Genomic DNA, 19116 nt, shown 5'->3' on the forward strand with positions numbered 1-19116 from the left:
ATGATTATATAAAAACTTCTTTATGAAGTCAACTTCCAAATTTTACGCTAATGTAGAAACGTCTACACGTACGCCAGGTCCCATTGTAGAAGCAACTGTTACGTTCTTCATGTAAGTACCTTTTGCAGCAGCTGGCTTAACTTTTTGTAAAGTGTCAGCAATTGTTCCGAAGTTTTCTACTAATTTAGCATCTTCGAAAGATACTTTACCGATTGGAACGTGGATGTTACCAGCTTTATCAACGCGGTATTCAACTTTACCAGCTTTGATTTCGTTAACAGCTTTAGTTACATCGAAAGTAACTGTTCCAGTTTTAGGGTTTGGCATTAAACCTTTAGGTCCTAATACGCGACCAAGTTTACCAACTTCACCCATCATGTCAGGAGTTGCTACTACTACATCGAAATCGAACCAACCTTGTTGGATTTTACCGATGTAATCAGCATCGCCTACGAAGTCAGCTCCAGCAGCTTCAGCTTCTTTAGCCTTTTCACCTTTAGCGAATACTAATACACGTTGTACTTTACCAGTACCGTGTGGAAGAACAACTGCACCACGGATTTGTTGGTCAGCTTTCTTAGGGTCAACACCTAAACGGAATGCAACTTCTACAGTCGCATCAAATTTAGCTGTGTTTGTTTTCTTTACTAATTCTACTGCTTCTGTTGCAGAGTAAGCAGTTGCACGATCAACAAGCTTTGCAGCTTCTACGTACTTTTTACCTCTTTTAGCCATTTTTATTTCCTCCTCGAATGTGGTTTTAGCGGAATAACCTCCCACGTTTACGCTTATTTTCAGGTATAACCTGAGGATGCGCGCCATCCATTTATTTAAAAACGATAATCATTTACGATAATAAAGGTTGCGAATTGGAATTCCAGACCCGCAACCTTTTTTAAAAACAAATCGAATTAGTCTTCGATAACGATGCCCATACTGCGTGCAGTACCTTCAACCATACGCATTGCAGCTTCTACACTAGCAGCGTTTAGGTCAGGCATTTTAGTTTCAGCGATTTCGCGTACTTTATCACGCTTAACAGTTGCCACTTTATTACGGTTTGGTTCACCAGAACCAGACTCAATACCAGCTACTTTCTTAAGAAGAACAGCAGCAGGAGGAGTTTTAGTAATGAAAGTGAATGAACGGTCCTCAAATACCGTAATTTCAACAGGGATGATAAGACCAGCTTGATCAGCTGTACGAGCGTTAAACTCTTTACAGAAGCCCATGATGTTAACACCTGCTTGTCCTAATGCTGGACCAACTGGCGGAGCTGGGTTAGCTTTACCTGCAGGAATTTGAAGCTTTACCATTTTAATTACCTTTTTAGCCACGAGACACACCTCCTTAAGTCCGTGATGTGGTCAATTGGACAGTGATTTGCCCTCCCACGTCATATTTTATCTGTAAGGATAAAATCTTTCAAAAAACGTCTCCGATAACGAAGACGTACTGACTTAAAAGATATTATCACTTTTTACAATTCATTTCAAGTTTCATTTTATAATTTTTCAATTTGATGGAAGTCAAGCTCAACTGGAGTCTCGCGACCAAACATGTCCACAAGCACGCTAACCTTTTTCTTCTCCACATCAATTTCTTCAATAGCACCTGTATAATCTGCGAATGGCCCCTCATTTACACGCACTGTCTCATGAAGTTCAAAGTCGAAATCAACCACTTCGTTGTCCATTCCCATATGCTTCATAATGGTAACCACTTCTTCTTCTAATAGAGGTGATGGTTTAGATCCAGAACCAGAAGAACCAACGAACCCAGTTACACCTGGCGTGTTACGTACAACATACCAAGAGTCATCAGTCATGATTAACTCTACTAATACATAACCTGGGAACACTTTTCTTTTCATTAATTTTTCTTTACCGTTTTTCATTTCTACTTCTACTTCTTCCGGGACAACAACACGGAAAATTTTATCTTGCATACCCATTGATTCTACACGTTTCTCTAGGTTTGCTTTTACTTTATTTTCATATCCAGAATAAGTATGGACAACATACCAACTTTTTTCCATTCATTTAGGACGAGCGTCCTTCCCTCCCTGACGTACATTTTTTTGCGCAAATGAAAAAACCCGTTCACCGGGCTTTTACACAGTTCTTATAAATAACATTATATCATGGATAAGTGCTTCTTATTCAAGAATTAACCAAGAATTAACCGAATTAAAGAAGAAATGCCCATATCAACCACTGCGAAGAAAATCGCAAAGAAGACAACTGTAGCGATAACAGTCGCTGTTGAACGGAGTAATTCATCTTTTTTAGGCCAACTTACTTTTTTCATTTCGCGACCTACATCGCCGAAAAAGTTCGTTAAACGCATCTACGGGACCTCCAGTGTATTATTTCAATTATTTATTTTGTTTCCTTGTGAACTGTATGCTGATTGCATGTTTTACAAAACTTCTTTATTTCAAGTCGCTCTACTGAGCTCGTATCTTTCATCGTAGAGTAGTTTCGATTTTTACACTCTTCACATGAGAGTACAACTTTTTTTCTCATTAGTTACACCAACCTTGTAACATTATGTCCCTAAAAATGTATCATACAACAAAAGACAATGTCAATGACATGCCTTTTGCACTCTCTACAAAAAGAAAACAGGTGATTTTTTACACCTGTAGCATTTGTTATGAATTTAAAGTGGTACTCTCTCTCATTTCCATATATCGTTCCAATTTCCGCTTCACCCTCTGTAAAGCGTTATCAATAGATTTCACATGTCTATTTAACTGTTCCGAAATCTCTTGATAAGAACGACCATCTAGATATAAAGAAAGCACTTTTCTTTCTAAATCGCTTAATAATTCAGATATTTTAGATTCTATGTCTGTATATTCTTCCTGACTTATAATCATTTCTTCAGGATCCGTTACCTTCGCTTCCGAAATAACATCTAATAATGTCCGATCAGATTCCTCATCATAAATCGGCTTATCTAAAGACACATATGAATTTAACGGAATATGTTTTTGCCTTGTTGCTGTTTTAATAGCGGTAATAATTTGCCGAGTGATACACAGTTCAGCAAATGCTTTGAATGAAGACAGCTTGTCCTCTTTATAATCACGAATCGCTTTAAACAATCCAATCATACCTTCTTGAACAATATCTTCTCGATCGGCACCCACTAAGAAATAAGATCTTGATTTCGCGCGAACAAAGTTCTTATATTTGTGAATCAAATATTCTAGAGCGTCAGTATTACCTTTTCGAACTAACTCAACGATTGCCTCATCCTCTAAATCACGAAATGTAACGTCGCCTACACTTACGAAGCCTGCTTCCACCTTGATCCCTCCGACCGCTATTTATTTAGCAATATTATACAGTAAAAAGATAAAGAGCGTCAATGCTTCAACGCTCTCCTCTTCTTAATTTTTCTAATTTTTCTGTAATATCTTTACTAAATATCTTTCGCATGGCGGGTTGCTTTTCTTTTGTGTCTTGTGTACGCCTTCTTACTTGTTGCTCCATCGCTTGTACTTCCAACTCCAATTCACGTGCAGATTTCCGAAGAGCACCTTGCGCAAATATAACCCATTGTTCCGTATAATCAGAAGTCGCAACATATATTTGCGTATTTATATTTCTAAGCTCAATCGCAAGCTGCTCTATCTTTTCATCTGCAGTTTGATTCTTCCTCGTGAATATGACTTCCACACGCGATTGTTTCATCTTTTTTTCAATACCTTGGACTGTATAAGCATCAAAAACTATCATTACCTTTGTACCTGTGTATCCTTGGTAATCCGCCATCTTATCAATCAGTGCATCTCTTGATGATTGCAAATCTACATCCCGTAGTTTCTTCAAGTCTCCCCAAGCTCCGATAATGTTGTAACCGTCAACGATTAAAATATCGTTCATTTTTTATTTACCAATTTCGTGACGCTTACGATATACCTCATACATTAACAAACTTGCGGCTACTGAAGCATTTAAGGATGTAACTTTACCGACCATCGGTAAAGTCATTAAGAAATCACATTTTTCACCAATAATACGACTCATACCTTTTCCTTCACTTCCAATTACTAATCCAATTGGCATTTTACCATCTAAATTACGGTAATCCGTTTTCCCTTTTGCATCTGTACCAGCAATCCAAAGTCCACGTTCTTTTAATTCATCGATTGTACGAGATAAATTCGTTACACGTGCAACAGGAATATATTCAATTGCTCCAGTCGATGCTTTCGCAACTGATGCAGTAAGTCCCACAGCTCTTCTTTTCGGAATAATAATTCCATGAGCTCCTGTTGCATCCGCAGTACGCATAATAGAACCTAGGTTATGCGGGTCTTCAATTTCATCTAAAATTAAGAAGAACGGATCTTCGTTACGCTTCTCTGCCACTTTAAATAGATCTTCTAGCTCAGCATATTGATATGCAGCCACTTGAGCAATTACACCTTGATGGTTCCCCTCAACTAATTGATCTAACTTCTTCTTTGGTGCATGTTGTAAAATAATCTTATTTTCTTTCGCTAGTGCTAGTACAATTTGTATCTGTCCTTTGGCAGCACCTTCCGCGATCCAAATTTTATTAATATCTCTTCCTGAGCGTAACGCTTCAATTACAGGGTTACGTCCGATAATATATTCACTACTCATGATGATGTGCCCCCTTCCTTTTCTTCTAAAACAGCAATTGCCTTATATACAATTTCGTCTAATCTTTCACGATTATTTAATAAGTGATGATAGCCAATTAGCGCTTCAAAGGCTGTACTATATCGATATGTTTGTACATCAGTATTTTTCGGGACAGTACCTGAATTTGCATTACGCCCTCTTCTTAGTACCGCCTCTTCTTCCTCTGTTAAAAATGCTGTCTCTAATAAATGATAAACAACTTTCGCCTGTGCTTTTGCCGAAACAAAGCTTGTCCCTAATCGATGCAATTGATTCGGACGAACTTTCCCTTTTTGAAGTAGGTGATAGCGGATATATTGTTCATATACCGCATCACCCATATATGCTAACGCTAAGCTGTTTAATTGCTTTGCATCAATCATTCTTATCCTCTTTTCCATCTTGTACCTTGAGCGGTATCTTCTAAAATAATATTACGGTCTTTTAAATCATCGCGAATTTGATCCGATAACGCAAAATCACGATTTTTACGAGCTTCAATGCGCTTTTGAATAAGTACCTCAATTTCTTCATCAAGCAACTCTTCTTTCGCTAATTCTAACCCTAAAATATCAAATAATGTTTCAAGTTGTTTTACGTATGCTTCAATTACAACTGTAGACGTATGTTCTTCCAGTAAATATTGATTTGCATGATTTGCTACATTATATAACTCAGTGATTGCATTAGCAGTGTTGAAGTCATCATTCATTGCTTCTTCAAATGCAGTCTGGAATTTTTCCAGTTCCGCTAACCATTTCTCATTATGATCTGTTAAATCAGTACTACTTTCCATACGGTGTTTTAAATTACCGTAAGCCGTTTTAATTCTTTCCAGTCCATTATTTGTGCTTTGTAGTAAATCTTCACTGAAATTAATTGGGTGACGGTAATGTACCGATAGCATAAAGAATCTAATTAGCTGTGGATCATATTGTTTAATGATATCGTGAACTAAAATGAAGTTCCCCAGTGACTTAGACATCTTCTCATTATTAATATTAATATATCCATTGTGCATCCAATAACGTGCAAATGTTTTTCCTGTTAATGCCTCAGACTGCGCAATTTCATTCTCATGATGAGGAAATGCCAAGTCTTGACCACCAGCATGAATATCGATTGTATCTCCTAAGTATTTACGCGCCATTGCTGAGCATTCAATATGCCAGCCTGGACGACCTTTCCCCCAAGGGCTTTCCCAGAAGATTTCTCCTTCTTTCGCAGCTTTCCATAAAGCAAAATCAAGAGGGTCTTGTTTCTTTTCTCCTACTTCAATGCGCGCACCGTGACGTAAGTCGGCGATTGGTTGATGCGATAATTTACCGTATCCTTCAAATTCCTTCGTTTTAAAGTACACATCACCTTCTGATTCATATGCATATCCTTTATTCACAAGTTCTTGAATAAACTCAATAATGATATCCATATTTTCCGTTACACGCGGATGAACTGTTGCATGTTTGCAACCTAGTGCCGTTACATCTTCAAAATACGCTTCAACGAAACGGTCAGCAATTGTCGGCACATCTTCACCTAATTCATTTGCTGCTTTAATTAATTTATCATCTACGTCAGTAAAGTTAGATACATACTGCACATCATACCCTTTATATTCTAAATAACGGCGTACCGTATCAAATACCATAGGTGGTCTTGCATTCCCAATGTGAATATAGTTATAAACTGTAGGTCCACACACATACATCTTTACCTTATTTTCTTCTAATGGAGTAAACTCTTCCTTTTGACGCGTTAACGTATTATAAATGTGAATAGTCATTTTTATCCTTCCTTTCTACCTTTACTTCAAGTTGTTTTTTCAATTTATCAAGTTCTACTTCCATGACCTTTAACTTATCAAAAATTGGGTCTGGAAGGTCAGAATGATTTAATTCTTGACCGATCTTTACTCCATTTTGAATAACGACTCGGCCAGGTATACCTACAACTGTAGAATGTGCAGGCACTTCTTTTAATACGACAGACCCTGCTCCAATTTTAGAATTCTCTCCAACTGTAATAGAACCTAGTACTTTAGCACCTGTTGCAATTAGTACATTATCCTGAATTGTAGGATGCCTCTTCCCCTTTTCTTTACCCGTACCACCTAATGTAACACCTTGATAGATCGTTACATTATCACCAATTTCGCACGTTTCTCCAATTACAACCCCCATTCCATGGTCTATGAAAAAACGACGACCAATTGTTGCTCCTGGATGAATCTCAATACCAGTAAAGAAACGACTAACTTGTGAGATCCAACGTGCAATAAAGAAGAAATTCTTTTTATAAAAAGCATGTGCAATTCGATGGGCCCAAACTGCATGTAATCCAGAGTAAGTCAAAATGACTTCGAAATAACTTCTTGCCGCTGGATCCTGTTCAAAAACGACTTCAATATCTTCCCGAAGCCTCTTAAACATCGATGTTCCCTCCCCTTTATGGGCTGCTTTTTCGAGTGAACTAACTCCCTTTACTCCCTACTTATCCCCCTAAATCTTTATACACAGGGATAAAACTTATACTCATATCCACTTTTACGGTATAAAAAAAGACGCCTCTGTCATATTGACAGAGACGCCTTATAAGCGCGGTTCCACTCTGTTTAGGCTAAAAAAAGCCTCAAACTCATCTATGATAACGGTGTACACCGCTTCTGCTTACTTTACGCCCTAAGACGTTTCACAAAACAATTCGCTGTTCAGCAGAAGACTCGAAGGGGCATTTCAAAAATCCGCTTATAAACCACTTCCAGCCTAAAGGTGGTTCTCTCTGTAAAAAGCCTGATTTTCTACTTCTCCTTCTCGTCGCTTTTCCTTATTAGGTTTTAAGTATACTTATTATATTTCTAAATCTAGAAAATGTTAACCAATTACTTTTTGAAGACGATTTAAAACTTTTTCTTTTCCAAGAAGTGCAATAGCATTAGGAAGCTCTGGGCCATGTGTTTGACCAGTAGTTGCAACACGGATTGGCATAAATAAGTTTTTACCTTTATGACCTGTTTCCTTTTGCACTGCTTTAATAGCCGCCTTAATTGCTGCTGGTTCCATCGCTTCTAGGGCTTCTACTTGACCCGCAAATGCACGAAGTACTTCTGGTACTTGTTCACCTTTTAATACTTCTTGTCCTTCTTCTTCATAATCAACATGATCTTTGAAGAACATTTCAGAAAGCTCTACAATTTCAGCTCCAAAACTCATTTGTTCATGATATAACGCAATTACATCACGAATCCAAGCTTGTTCTTGTTCACTTAAAGTTTCACCTATACGTCCAGCTTTCACTAGATGCGGTAAACTTAACTCTACCACCATATCTAAGTCTTGCTTTTTCATATATTGGTTGTTCATCCATTTTAGTTTTTGAGAATCAAATAATGCAGGCGATTTTGATAAACGAGCTGCATCGAACATTTTGATAAACTCATCTTGAGAGAAGATTTCCTCTTCTCCTACTGGCGACCAACCTAATAGTGCAATAAAGTTAAAGATTGCTTCTGGAAGATATCCAAGCTCTTTATATTGCTCAATAAATTGAATAATAGATTCATCACGCTTACTTAACTTTTTACGGCTTTCGTTTACAATTAAAGTCATATGACCAAATTGCGGAATATCCCAACCGAAAGCTTCGTAAATCATCATTTGTTTTGGCGTATTTGAAATATGATCATCACCACGAAGTACATGTGTAATCTCCATTAAGTGATCATCTACTGCTACCGCAAAGTTATAAGTTGGAATTCCATCTTTTTTCACGATAACGAAATCACCGAAATCATTTGAATGGAATGCAACTTCATCTTTTACGATATCTTTAAACGTGTAGTCGCGATCAACCGGTACACGGAAACGAATACTCGGAATGCGGCCTTCAGCCTCAAATCCCTTCATTTGCTCCTCAGTTAAATCACGGTGGTTTCCAGCATAACGCGGTGTTTCACCACGAGAGATTTGTCCTTCACGCTCTGCTTCTAGCTCTTCTTCTGTCATATAACATTTGTAAGCTAAACCGCGTTCTAATAAATCTTCATATAATTTTTTATAAATATCTAAACGCTCTGTTTGACGATATGGTCCAAATTCACCACCAACATCAACACCTTCATCCCAGTCCATACCGAGCCATTTCAAGTATTTTAATTGGCTTTCTTCTCCACCAGCAACATTACGTTTCACATCAGTATCTTCAATACGAATAATAAACTTACCATCTTGATGACGAGCAAATAAATAATTAAATAATGCCGTACGCGCATTTCCGATATGTAAGTGTCCTGTTGGACTTGGCGCATAGCGCACTCTCACTTGCTTTTCCATAATTGGTACACCTTCCATTCTTAATGTCAACACATTCTATAATTGTACACCAAAAAAATGTGATTATCCATCTTACGAATTAAAAACCATTATTTTTTCTGTAATAAAACAACTGCTTGAGAAGCAATTCCTTCTTCTCTACCTGTAAATCCTAATTTTTCTGTTGTTGTTGCTTTTACATTGATATTGTCAATAGACGTTTCTAATAGTTCACTAATACGTTTACGCATACTTTCAATATGTGGTGCCATCTTTGGCTTTTGAGCAATAATTGTACAATCTAGATTCCCTAACTCGTAACCTTGTTCACGTACAAATTCCCAAACCTTTTGCAGCAATACAGCTGAATCAGCATCTTTAAAAGCAGGATCTGTATCAGGGAAATGCTTTCCAATATCCCCAGCTGCAATTGCACCTAAACATGCATCTGCAATCGTATGTAACAATACGTCTGCATCTGAATGACCAATTAATCCTTTCTCATGAGGAATTGTAATTCCACCAATAATTAACGGTCTACCTTCCGCAAACTCATGCACATCAAAACCTTGTCCAATTCGAAACATTTTTTACATCCTCCTTAAGCTAAACTACAGAGCTTTATAATTCTATATTATATCGCTATCCTTATAAAGAAAAGCCCGGCTGTTGCCGAGCTTTTTTTCGCTATAATCATCACTTTCATTTCTTTTGAACATGAAGGAAACTTTCAGCAATTAATAAATCCTCTGGAGTCGTCACTTTAATATTATAGTAACTCCCCTCTACTACACCTACTTGCTTCCCGATACGTTCTACGAGGCTTGCATCATCTGTACCAAGGAAACAACCCTGTTTTGCACTTCTATGAGCTTCTAACAAAAGAGAAACAACGAACCCTTGTGGTGTTTGTACAGCTTTAAGCTGAGATCTTTCTACCGTTTCGACAACGATACCCTGCTCTACTTTCTTAACTGTATCCTTCACTGGTACCGCACAAATGGAAGCTCCATATTTTTCCGCTGCAGTTAATACATCTTGAATCACTTTGTTCGTTACAAATGGACGCGCGCCGTCATGTACAAGAACATACTCAACATTTCTAGTATGCTGAATGGCGTTATATACACTATCTTGTCTTTCGGCTCCGCCCTGAATAAATTGTACTGGCTTTTCAATTGGATACTTCTGCATTAATTCTTCAAAATACGGACGTTCTTCTTCGTTAATTGCCATAATAATACTTTTGCACGCTTTATCTTTTTCAAAAGCACGTAACGTATGCACAATAATCGGTACTCCATTAATAAGTAAGAACAACTTATTTTTACCAGCACCCATCCGCTTACCTTGACCAGCTGCTGGAATAATTAATGTATACATATTAATAATCCTCTACTTATAATGCTTTTTCTAATAATTTACGTTTAGCGAAAATCATACGCCCAGCCGATGTTTGTAACACACTAGTAACAAGCACATTGAGTTGTGAACCTACATATTCTCGACCATCTTCTACTACAATCATCGTGCCATCATCTAAATATGCAACACCTTGATTTTGTTCTTTTCCATCTTTGACAACATAAACACTCAGTTCTTCACCTGGGAGTACAACAGGTTTAATTGCATTAGCTAAATCGTTAATATTTAACACCGTTACCCCTTGTAATTCAGAAACTTTGTTTAAATTGAAATCATTCGTTACTACCGTTCCACCAGTGATTTTCGCCAACTTTACAAGTTTGCTATCCACTTCTTGAATATCATCGAAATCGCCTTCATAAATTTCTACCGGAATCGGCATCTCTTTTTGAATACGATTTAAAATATCTAATCCTCTGCGACCACGATTACGCTTTAAAGCATCAGAAGAATCGGCAATGTGCTGAAGTTCTTCTAACACGAATTGTGGAATCACAATTGTTCCTTCTAAAAACTTTGTTTGGCAAATATCAGCAATACGCCCATCGATAATTACACTCGTATCGAGAATTTTCCAATGAGTTGTAGATTCTTCTACCTCAGTTTCTTCATTCTCACTATTATTATTTTTCTTCTTCCCACGTTGTGGTAATGTAAATAATCCTAGCAATTCATTCCTCTTTTTAAACCCTACTTGGAATCCTAAATATCCAAGTAAAAGAGTAAAGAACACTTGCAACACTGTGCTAATAACTGGAATTGTAAATTCACGAATTGGTATTAAAATTAAATATGCAACAATAAGACCAGAGATTAACCCTAATGTACCAAATAAAACATCCGCTACAGGCGCCTTTACAAGAGCCTCTTCAATATGCTTAATAAGTTGAACAATATAATCTACAAGCCAAAATGTTGTTAAAAATAAAATAATTGCACCAATAATTGCACGAACATACGATCCTTCCAATAATGGAACAGCACCGATGTCTAATACATTAATAACTTTTGGGATTAAGTAAATCCCTAACGCTCCGCCAATTACTAGAAAGAAGAGCTGTACAATCCGTTTTAACATCGAACCACCTCCTACTCATTATTAACCATTGTTTCGCTAATCAAAACGCCGAATGCAAAAGCGGACGTGTTTTTTTTATAAATAGTTTTATTTACCAATATACCATATCATATACCAAAAATGTTCTAGTGTCGTTATATTATGGAATCAATGTAATATTCTTAATTGTGTCTACTCATATAGAGATGCTCTTGGATTCTTTTTAGGCCTTCTCGTATTTTCTTCGCCCTGACTTCTCCAATTCCTTCCACATCATCCAATTCATTAATAGTTGCTCGACAAACACCTTGCAAAGTCTTAAATCGATTAATTAAATTTTCAATGATAAGTGGCGGAACGCGCGAAATTTTGCTTGTGATTCGGTATCCTCTCGGCGTCACACTTTCTTCTAAACTCATTTGTCCTGGATAGCCAAGCAATTTAACTAAATCGCTATCCTCTAGAAGTTGTGTATTCGCAAGATCTTGTAACTTTTTCAAAATTTGATGATGGTCTTGTGTTTTTTCTTGATAATAATCTTTAATTAATAACGCTGCCTCTGCCTCTAAATCAGCTAGTAGTTCTGTAAGTTGTAAACGAATTAACCTACCTTCCGTTCCTAGCTCATGAATATAGCTCAATATTTCATTTTTAATCCGCAGTACCATTTCAACACTATGTAACACATGAACCACCTCGGACATTGTAACGACTTCTTCAAATTCTAGAATGCCCAAATTCGTAATACCATCATTCCATACAGCCTTATATTTTTCTAACGTTTGAATAGCTTGGTTTGCCTTTGTTAAAATAACACCTATATCCTTTAGTGTATAACGTAAATTCCCTTGATATAGTGTAATTACGTTACGTCTTTGTGAAATAGCCACAACAAGACTACCTGTCTGCTTTGCTACACGCTCTGCCGTCCGGTGGCGCATACCTGTTTCAATAGAATCAATAGATGCCTCTGGAACTAACTGTGCATTTGCAATTAAAATTTTACTTCCAGTTTCATTTAAAATAAGTGCCCCATCCATTTTTGCTAATTCGTATAAACTAGCAGGAGAGAATGCACAATTAATGTGAAATCCCCCATCAACAATACTTTTAATTTGTTCATTATACCCAAGAACAATTAGTCCCCCTGTTTGTGCGCGAAGCACGTTATCTATCCCTTCGCGCAGTGGTGTTCCTGGGGCCACGAGCTGTAAAATATTAATCATGCTTTTGACACGTTGCTTGTTTTCTTCCATAGCCTAGCCTCCTAATGTCAAACGAAGCGCTTCCCCTAAATTAGATACACCTACTACCTCAATCCCATCCGGAATTGTCCATCCCCCCAAATTTTTTCTAGGAATAATAGCACGTTGAAATCCTAATTTAGCTGCTTCTTGTACACGTTGTTCAATTCTTGATACTCTTCTTATTTCTCCAGTTAATCCTACTTCTCCTATTACTGCATCAGTTGGTGTCGTAGATTTATCTCTAAAACTTGAAGCAATACTTAAAGCCACAGCTAAATCAATTGCTGGTTCATCTAACTTCAAACCACCTGCTACTTTTAAATATGCGTCTTGGTTTTGCAATAATAAACCTGTTCTTTTTTCTAGCACTGCCATAATAAGCGATACACGGTTATGATCAATTCCCGTCGCCATTCTTCGAGGGTTTCCAAAACTAGTAGGGGAGATTAATGCTTGTATTTCTACTAAAACCGGTCTTGTTCCTTCCATTGAGGCAACTACTGTTGATCCTGCGACTCCAACGGGTCTTTCCTCAAGAAAAATTTCAGAAGGGTTTAAGACTTCCGCAAGACCAAGCTCTTTCATTTCAAAAATACCCATTTCATTCGTGGAACCAAAACGATTCTTCACAGCTCGCAAGATACGATATGTATGATGACGATCTCCTTCAAAGTAAAGAACTGCATCGACCATATGTTCTAACATACGAGGTCCTGCAATTGCCCCTTCTTTTGTTACATGTCCGACGATAAAAATAGGAATTCCTTTCGTTTTTGCAAGTTTCATTAATTCCGCTGTACATTCACGTACTTGCGCTACACTTCCTGGGGCTGACGTCACTTCAGGTAAATGTATCGTTTGAATAGAGTCAATAACAACAAAAGCTGGATTCATCTCTTCAATGTGCGCTGCAATTCGCTGTAGATCAGTTTCTGCTACAACAAATAGATTACTACCCTTTACATGCAAACGATCTGCACGAAGTTTAATCTGCTTTGCTGACTCCTCACCTGATATGTATAGTACATCATATGAAGAATCTGCTAATTGCGATGAAATTTGTAATAACAATGTTGATTTCCCAATCCCAGGGTCTCCACCAATAAGTACTAAGGATCCATCTACAATCCCACCACCAAGTACACGGTTAAACTCTTGGAATTTCGTTTCAATACGTGCCTCAGATTTTGTTTCTACTTCTGTTAGGCGTCTTGGTTTTGTTACTTCCGATTGAATTGCATTGGCATAATTAAGCCGTCTTGATGATACAACCGGTTCCATCTCTTCAACAAGCGTATTCCATTGACCACAACCAGGGCATTTCCCCATATATTTTGGTGACTGATAACCACACTCTTGACATGTGAATTTTGTTTTCTTTTTAGCCATATCGTTTTATATTTCACTTCACTTTCATCTATAAACAGTTTATCCTTCTCGTACAAGAAAGAGGGCTATCTCGTAGCCCTCTTAGTTTGTCTATACTTATTTTACCTTTTCAGCGCTATGAATGACAAATGATTCCCCTTCAACATCAAAGATAACTTTTTGTCCTTTCTCAATAGCACCTTTTAAAAGTTCTTCCGATAGTCTATCTTCTACATGTTTCTGAATTGCTCTACGAAGCGGACGAGCACCATATTCTCGGTCAAATCCTTTATCAGCAATGGCTGAAATCGCTCCTTCTGTTAAATGCAATTCAATCTCTTGCTCTTTTAAGCGCTTCACTAACTGATTCACCATAAGTGTTACAATCTCTTGAATATGTTTTTTCTCAAGCATATGGAACACGATAATTTCATCAATACGGTTTAAGAATTCTGGACGAAATGCCTTTTTCAGTTCATCCATTACTTTACCTTTCATATCTGAATAATCGCGGCTCTCATCTTGTACGTTAAATCCAAGATGTTTATTACGTTTTAACGCATCTGCACCAACGTTAGATGTCATAATAACAATTGTATTACGGAAATCAACTGTACGCCCTTTAGAATCCGTTAAGCGACCATCTTCTAATACTTGTAGTAAAATGTTAAACACATCAGGATGAGCTTTCTCTACTTCATCTAATAGGACAACTGAATATGGCTTACGGCGAACCTTTTCTGTTAATTGTCCACCTTCTTCATATCCAACATATCCTGGAGGAGATCCAACTAAACGAGAAGTCGAATGCTTCTCCATGTACTCAGACATATCGATGCGAATCATTGCATCCTCATCACCGAACATAGATTCTGCTAATGCTCTTGCTAGTTCTGTTTTACCTACACCTGTTGGTCCTAAGAAAATAAATGAACCAATCGGACGTTTCGGATCTTTCAATCCTGCTCTAGCACGACGAACAGCTTTCGCTACAGCTACTACCGCTTCATCTTGACCAATAACACGGTTGTGAAGAATGGATTCTAAGTTTAATAATTTATCAGTCTCTGTTTGTGCAAGTTTAGAAACCGGTATACGAGTCCACGTAGAAACGACATTTGCAATATCTTCTACTGTCACTTCTGAGTTTTCTTTTCCTTGTTGCTCTTTCCATTGACGCTTCGTATCTTCTAACTTTTCACGTAAGCGTTGTTCCATATCACGTAAGGAAGCAGCTTTTTCAAATTCTTGACTTTGCACAGCTGCATCTTTTTCTTTTCTAATTTCCTCAAGTTTTACTTCAAGCTCTTTTAGATTTGGTGGTGTTGTATAAGAGCGTAAGCGAACCTTTGAAGCAGCTTCATCAATTAAATCAATTGCTTTATCTGGTAAGAAACGATCTGTAATATAGCGGTCTGAAAGCTTTACAGCTGCATCAATTGCATCATCTGTAATAGATACACGGTGATGCGCTTCGTAACGATCACGTAAACCTTTCAAGATTTGAGTTGATTCGTCTAAACTTGGCTCATCAACGTGAATTGGTTGGAAACGTCTTTCTAAAGCCGCGTCTTTTTCAATATATTTACGATATTCATCTAAGGTTGTCGCCCCGATACATTGTAACTCTCCGCGTGCTAAAGATGGTTTTAAAATGTTCGATGCATCAATTGCACCTTCTGCTCCACCTGCACCAATTAATGTATGAAGTTCATCAATAAATAGAATAATGTTTCCAGCTTGACGGATTTCATCCATAACTTTCTTTAAACGATCTTCAAATTCACCACGATATTTCGTTCCAGCTACAACTGTACCCATATCTAGTGTCATAACACGCTTATCTCTTAATGTTTCAGGAACTTCATTATTTACAATTTGTTGTGCTAATCCTTCTGCAATTGCCGTTTTACCTACACCAGGTTCTCCAATTAATACAGGATTGTTTTTTGTTCTACGGCTTAAAACTTCAATTACACGTTGAATTTCTTTACCACGACCGATAACAGGATCTAGACGATTTTCACGTGCAACAACTGTTAAATCACGTGCTAAGCTATCCAGTGTCGGTGTATTTGCATTCGTTGAAGAACCACCTTGGTGACCTGAACTTGCTTCATTACTTCCAAGAAGTTGCAATACTTGTTGTCTTGCCTTATTTAGGCTAACGCCTAAGTTATTTAAAACACGTGCTGCTACACCTTCACCTTCACGGATTAAACCAAGTAAGATATGTTCTGTTCCAACGTAAGAATGACCTAATTTACGAGCTTCATCCATAGACAACTCAATAACCTTTTTAGCACGCGGTGTATAATGTACAGTTTGAGAAGCTTCTGTTCCGCGTCCAATTAACGCTTCTACCTCTTTTTGAACCTTCTCTGGACTTAACCCAAGAGCAATTAACGCTTTTGCTGCAATTCCTTCCCCTTCGCGTACAAGCCCAAGTAAAATGTGTTCTGTTCCAATATTATTATGCCCAATACGAATTGCTTCCTCTTGAGATAAAGCTAATACTTTCTGTGCTCTTTCTGTAAATCTTCCAAACATCATAGAAATCGCCTCCTACTTGCGCTTAGTTTTTTTCAATACGTAATCGCTCACGGATTAAGGTTGCTCTTCGATAATCTCTTTCTTCTGGTCCTAAAGGTCCGCCTGCATATTGTTGTAAAATGCCTGGTTGTGTAAGAACCATTAGCTCAGTCAAAATATTTCTCGATACACCTTTTATATATCCTAAATCAATACCAAGTCGTACATCTGATAAGCAAGTGGCCGCTTCTGCAGATTGAATTAACCGACTGTTTGCTAGTATGCCATAAGAGCGATAAACCTTATCTTCAAGCTCAATACTTGAATTTTGTACAATTAATTCTCTAGCCAATTTTTCTTGCTGTATGATTTGTTGAATGACACTTTTTAAATCTGCAATAATATCTTCTTCAGATTTTCCTAGCGTCATTTGATTTGACACTTGAAATATATTACCTAACGCTTCGCTACCTTCACCGTATATTCCTCTTACTACTAACCCTAATTTTTGAATTACCTGTATAATGCGGCTAATTCTTTTCGTTAAAACGAGTCCCGGTAAGTGAATCATTACGGAAGCCCTCAATCCTGTACCAACGTTAGTAGGGCAGCTCGTTATATATCCAAGTGATTCATCAAAAGCATATTCAACCTCTTCCTCTATCCAATTATCTATTTGATTGGCACTTTGAATGGCCTCTGATAACTGTAACCCTGAAAATAAGCACTGTATCCTAATGTGGTCTTCTTCATTAAGCATAACACTAATATGTTCGCTTTCTGATAATAGACATGCTCCATATTCTGTTCCTGCAAGGTTAGGACTAATTAAATGCTTTTCAACTAATACTCTCCTTTGAAGAGGCGTTAATTCATTCATTTTTAATAGTTCAAAATCTCCAAAAGGTTCTACCGTTTTATTTATAAATTCCTTTTTAAATAATTCATGAATCTGTCTAGCTTCTTCTTCGTTTTGCATAGTAGAGAATTGATATTTTTTAAAATTACGAGCCAAACGAATTCGACTACTTAAAACAATATCAGAATCAGGGCCATCCCCCTTCATCCATGGACTAATCGCTTCATTCATAATTTTGTCCAGTGACATAGAACTATTCCCCCTCTCTATGCTCACTAAGCTGATTTTCAAGACCTCGAATATTATCCCTTACTTCAGCAGCTTTCTCAAACTCCTCTTTCTGTACGTATTGTTTCAGAATGAGTTTTAGTTCATCTAATTCTTTCTTTAAGTGAAGATTTCCTTCTATACGTTCCGGAATTTTTCCACAATGATCTGTATGTCCACCGTGCAGACGTTTTAATAATGGCTTTAAATGTTCCTTAAATGTATCGTAACAAGAAGCACACCCAAACCGTCCCACCTTTGTAAATTGCTCATATGTCATCTTACAATCTGGACACCTTAATATACTTGTATTCGAAAGCCCGTTTTGTCCTTCTTCAAACATTGTTGATTCACCGTGTAATAACCCAGCAAATAAATCATGGAATGAAAAGTTAGACTGCGGTGATTGAAAGAAAGACGTATAGCCACTTTGTTCTGCACATTGCTCACAAAGATGAACTTCCGTCTTCTTTTCGTTGATTACTTTTGTATAATGTAAAGTTGCTGGTCTTATATTACAGTTTTGACAAGTCATCACTATCCCCACCTTTACAATAGGAACGATCTATCTGATAGTACTTTTCATACATTACTAGATTGTTCACTTTCCTTTACTTGTTTAAATAAAAGTGCGTGTTCTTTTTTCAAAACCTCTACAATATTTAACTGCCTTATCTCTTAGTTATTATTCTTTTACAAAAGCTATATTTATTTATATTTCAGTGTTCTTAACATTGCGCATAATATTCGAGCCCTAAGTTCATCTCGAGAAGGAACATCCATTGATAATACAGAACGATCTAGTACACTTAACATAAGTTTAGCTTCACGATTTGTTATGATTCCCTCTTCTATTAAACGTATAATCATACTCTCTGCATTCCCTTGCGCAACGCTATGATCAATCATATGAAGCATTTGATCGATCATGTCTATATCGTCATGCAGTTTGACTTTTATAATGCGAATGTAACCTCCTCCACCACGTTTACTTTCTACTACAAATCCTCTTTCTATCGTAAAACGGGTATTGATTACATAATTGATTTGAGATGGTACGCACTCGAATCGATCCGCAATCTCATTTCTTTTGATTTCAATCACATTATTATTACTTAAGTCAATAACTTGCTTTAGATATTGCTCAATGATATCAGATATATTTCTCATTTATCCGCCACCTTTATTGACTTTGACTATCTTTGACTTTAATTATATACGTATTAATAAAATTTGCAACTCTTTTGCTTATTTACTATCCTAGCCACATTCCCCTGTATTTAATCAAAATAATAATTATTTAAACACATTTTTTAATTACTATGGATTATAAAAGAAAACACGAAAAAACACGAGTCATTTGACTCGTGTTTAGTTGCTTGGCGACGTC

21 protein-coding genes and 1 other annotated feature are annotated in these 19116 nt (G+C 37.1%); all 21 genes read right to left on the bottom strand.

Translation table 11 applies throughout. The features are described 5' to 3' along the window. Positions 1-42: 42 nt before the first annotated feature. Complete coding sequence (gene rplA / locus DN389_RS26765) at positions 43-735, bottom strand: 50S ribosomal protein L1 (protein WP_002096939.1); 693 nt, start codon at positions 733-735, stop codon at positions 43-45. A gap of 176 nt (positions 736-911) precedes the next feature. After that, complete coding sequence (rplK, locus tag DN389_RS26770) at positions 912-1337, bottom strand: 50S ribosomal protein L11 (RefSeq protein ID WP_001085872.1); 426 nt, start codon at positions 1335-1337, stop codon at positions 912-914. A 167-nt stretch (positions 1338-1504) separates the two neighbouring features. Next, positions 1505-2038: a transcription termination/antitermination protein NusG gene (gene nusG / locus DN389_RS26775; protein ID WP_000415794.1), complete on the bottom strand. Its 534-nt coding sequence runs from the start codon at positions 2036-2038 to the stop codon at positions 1505-1507. A gap of 131 nt (positions 2039-2169) precedes the next feature. After that, entirely contained in the window at positions 2170-2349 is a 180-nt protein-coding gene (secE, locus tag DN389_RS26780) for a preprotein translocase subunit SecE (protein ID WP_001241321.1), read from the bottom strand. Between the two features lie 32 nt (positions 2350-2381). Beyond that, positions 2382-2528 (bottom strand): 50S ribosomal protein L33, encoded by a 147-nt coding sequence (gene rpmG / locus DN389_RS26785; RefSeq protein ID WP_002070160.1) that lies wholly within the window; start codon positions 2526-2528, stop codon positions 2382-2384. A gap of 128 nt (positions 2529-2656) precedes the next feature. After that, on the bottom strand, positions 2657-3316 hold the full coding sequence (locus DN389_RS26790; protein ID WP_000387198.1) for an RNA polymerase factor sigma-70: 660 nt from the start codon (positions 3314-3316) through the stop codon (positions 2657-2659). A gap of 67 nt (positions 3317-3383) precedes the next feature. Further along, entirely contained in the window at positions 3384-3896 is a 513-nt protein-coding gene (locus DN389_RS26795) for an NYN domain-containing protein (protein ID WP_000997888.1), read from the bottom strand. A 3-nt stretch (positions 3897-3899) separates the two neighbouring features. Beyond that, positions 3900-4643 carry a 23S rRNA (guanosine(2251)-2'-O)-methyltransferase RlmB gene (gene rlmB / locus DN389_RS26800; RefSeq protein WP_149237771.1) on the bottom strand — a complete coding sequence of 248 codons (744 nt, stop codon included), beginning with the start codon at positions 4641-4643 and terminating at the stop codon, positions 3900-3902. After that, positions 4640-5047 (bottom strand): Mini-ribonuclease 3, encoded by a 408-nt coding sequence (locus DN389_RS26805; RefSeq protein WP_000564263.1) that lies wholly within the window; start codon positions 5045-5047, stop codon positions 4640-4642. Before DN389_RS26805 ends, rlmB begins: the two co-directional genes overlap by 4 nt. A gap of 2 nt (positions 5048-5049) precedes the next feature. After that, positions 5050-6447, bottom strand: coding sequence for a cysteine--tRNA ligase (gene cysS, locus DN389_RS26810; RefSeq protein WP_098190939.1), 1398 nt, complete (start codon positions 6445-6447; stop codon positions 5050-5052). Further along, the gene (cysE, locus tag DN389_RS26815) at positions 6428-7093 is read right to left on the bottom strand and encodes a serine O-acetyltransferase (RefSeq protein ID WP_000476500.1); all 666 of its coding nucleotides are present in this window, start codon (positions 7091-7093) and stop codon (positions 6428-6430) included. The genes cysS and cysE overlap by 20 nt, the downstream gene beginning before the upstream one ends. A 147-nt stretch (positions 7094-7240) precedes the next feature. Next, positions 7241-7487, bottom strand: a binding site (T-box leader). Positions 7488-7534: 47 nt separating this feature from the next. Beyond that, complete coding sequence (gene gltX, locus DN389_RS26820; RefSeq protein ID WP_000415158.1) at positions 7535-8992, bottom strand: glutamate--tRNA ligase; 1458 nt, start codon at positions 8990-8992, stop codon at positions 7535-7537. An 89-nt stretch (positions 8993-9081) separates the two neighbouring features. Then, a complete protein-coding gene (gene ispF, locus DN389_RS26825; RefSeq protein ID WP_000488386.1) occupies positions 9082-9558 on the bottom strand; it encodes a 2-C-methyl-D-erythritol 2,4-cyclodiphosphate synthase in 477 nt (158 codons plus the stop codon). A 115-nt stretch (positions 9559-9673) separates the two neighbouring features. Beyond that, positions 9674-10354, bottom strand: a complete 681-nt coding sequence (gene ispD, locus DN389_RS26830; RefSeq protein ID WP_149237772.1) for a 2-C-methyl-D-erythritol 4-phosphate cytidylyltransferase — start codon at positions 10352-10354, stop codon at positions 9674-9676. Between the two features lie 16 nt (positions 10355-10370). Then, positions 10371-11474: a PIN/TRAM domain-containing protein gene (locus tag DN389_RS26835; protein WP_000919686.1), complete on the bottom strand. Its 1104-nt coding sequence runs from the start codon at positions 11472-11474 to the stop codon at positions 10371-10373. Positions 11475-11635: 161 nt separating this feature from the next. Further along, a complete protein-coding gene (disA, locus tag DN389_RS26840; RefSeq protein WP_000392165.1) occupies positions 11636-12709 on the bottom strand; it encodes a DNA integrity scanning diadenylate cyclase DisA in 1074 nt (357 codons plus the stop codon). A gap of 3 nt (positions 12710-12712) precedes the next feature. Continuing rightward, the gene (gene radA / locus DN389_RS26845) at positions 12713-14089 is read right to left on the bottom strand and encodes a DNA repair protein RadA (RefSeq protein ID WP_001085205.1); all 1377 of its coding nucleotides are present in this window, start codon (positions 14087-14089) and stop codon (positions 12713-12715) included. A gap of 96 nt (positions 14090-14185) precedes the next feature. Next, positions 14186-16621 carry an ATP-dependent protease ATP-binding subunit ClpC gene (clpC, locus tag DN389_RS26850; protein ID WP_000971181.1) on the bottom strand — a complete coding sequence of 812 codons (2436 nt, stop codon included), beginning with the start codon at positions 16619-16621 and terminating at the stop codon, positions 14186-14188. Between the two features lie 22 nt (positions 16622-16643). Beyond that, positions 16644-17708, bottom strand: coding sequence for a protein-arginine kinase McsB (locus DN389_RS26855; RefSeq protein ID WP_000050829.1), 1065 nt, complete (start codon positions 17706-17708; stop codon positions 16644-16646). A 4-nt stretch (positions 17709-17712) separates the two neighbouring features. Further along, positions 17713-18261: a protein-arginine kinase activator protein McsA gene (locus tag DN389_RS26860; protein WP_000128404.1), complete on the bottom strand. Its 549-nt coding sequence runs from the start codon at positions 18259-18261 to the stop codon at positions 17713-17715. A 173-nt stretch (positions 18262-18434) separates the two neighbouring features. After that, complete coding sequence (gene ctsR, locus DN389_RS26865) at positions 18435-18896, bottom strand: transcriptional regulator CtsR (RefSeq protein ID WP_001244556.1); 462 nt, start codon at positions 18894-18896, stop codon at positions 18435-18437. Between the last annotated feature and the right edge of the window lie 220 nt (positions 18897-19116).

Origin of the sequence: Bacillus sp. AY3-1, assembly GCF_008368785.1 — a bacterium.
Lineage (GTDB): Bacteria > Bacillota > Bacilli > Bacillales > Bacillaceae_G > Bacillus_A > Bacillus_A wiedmannii.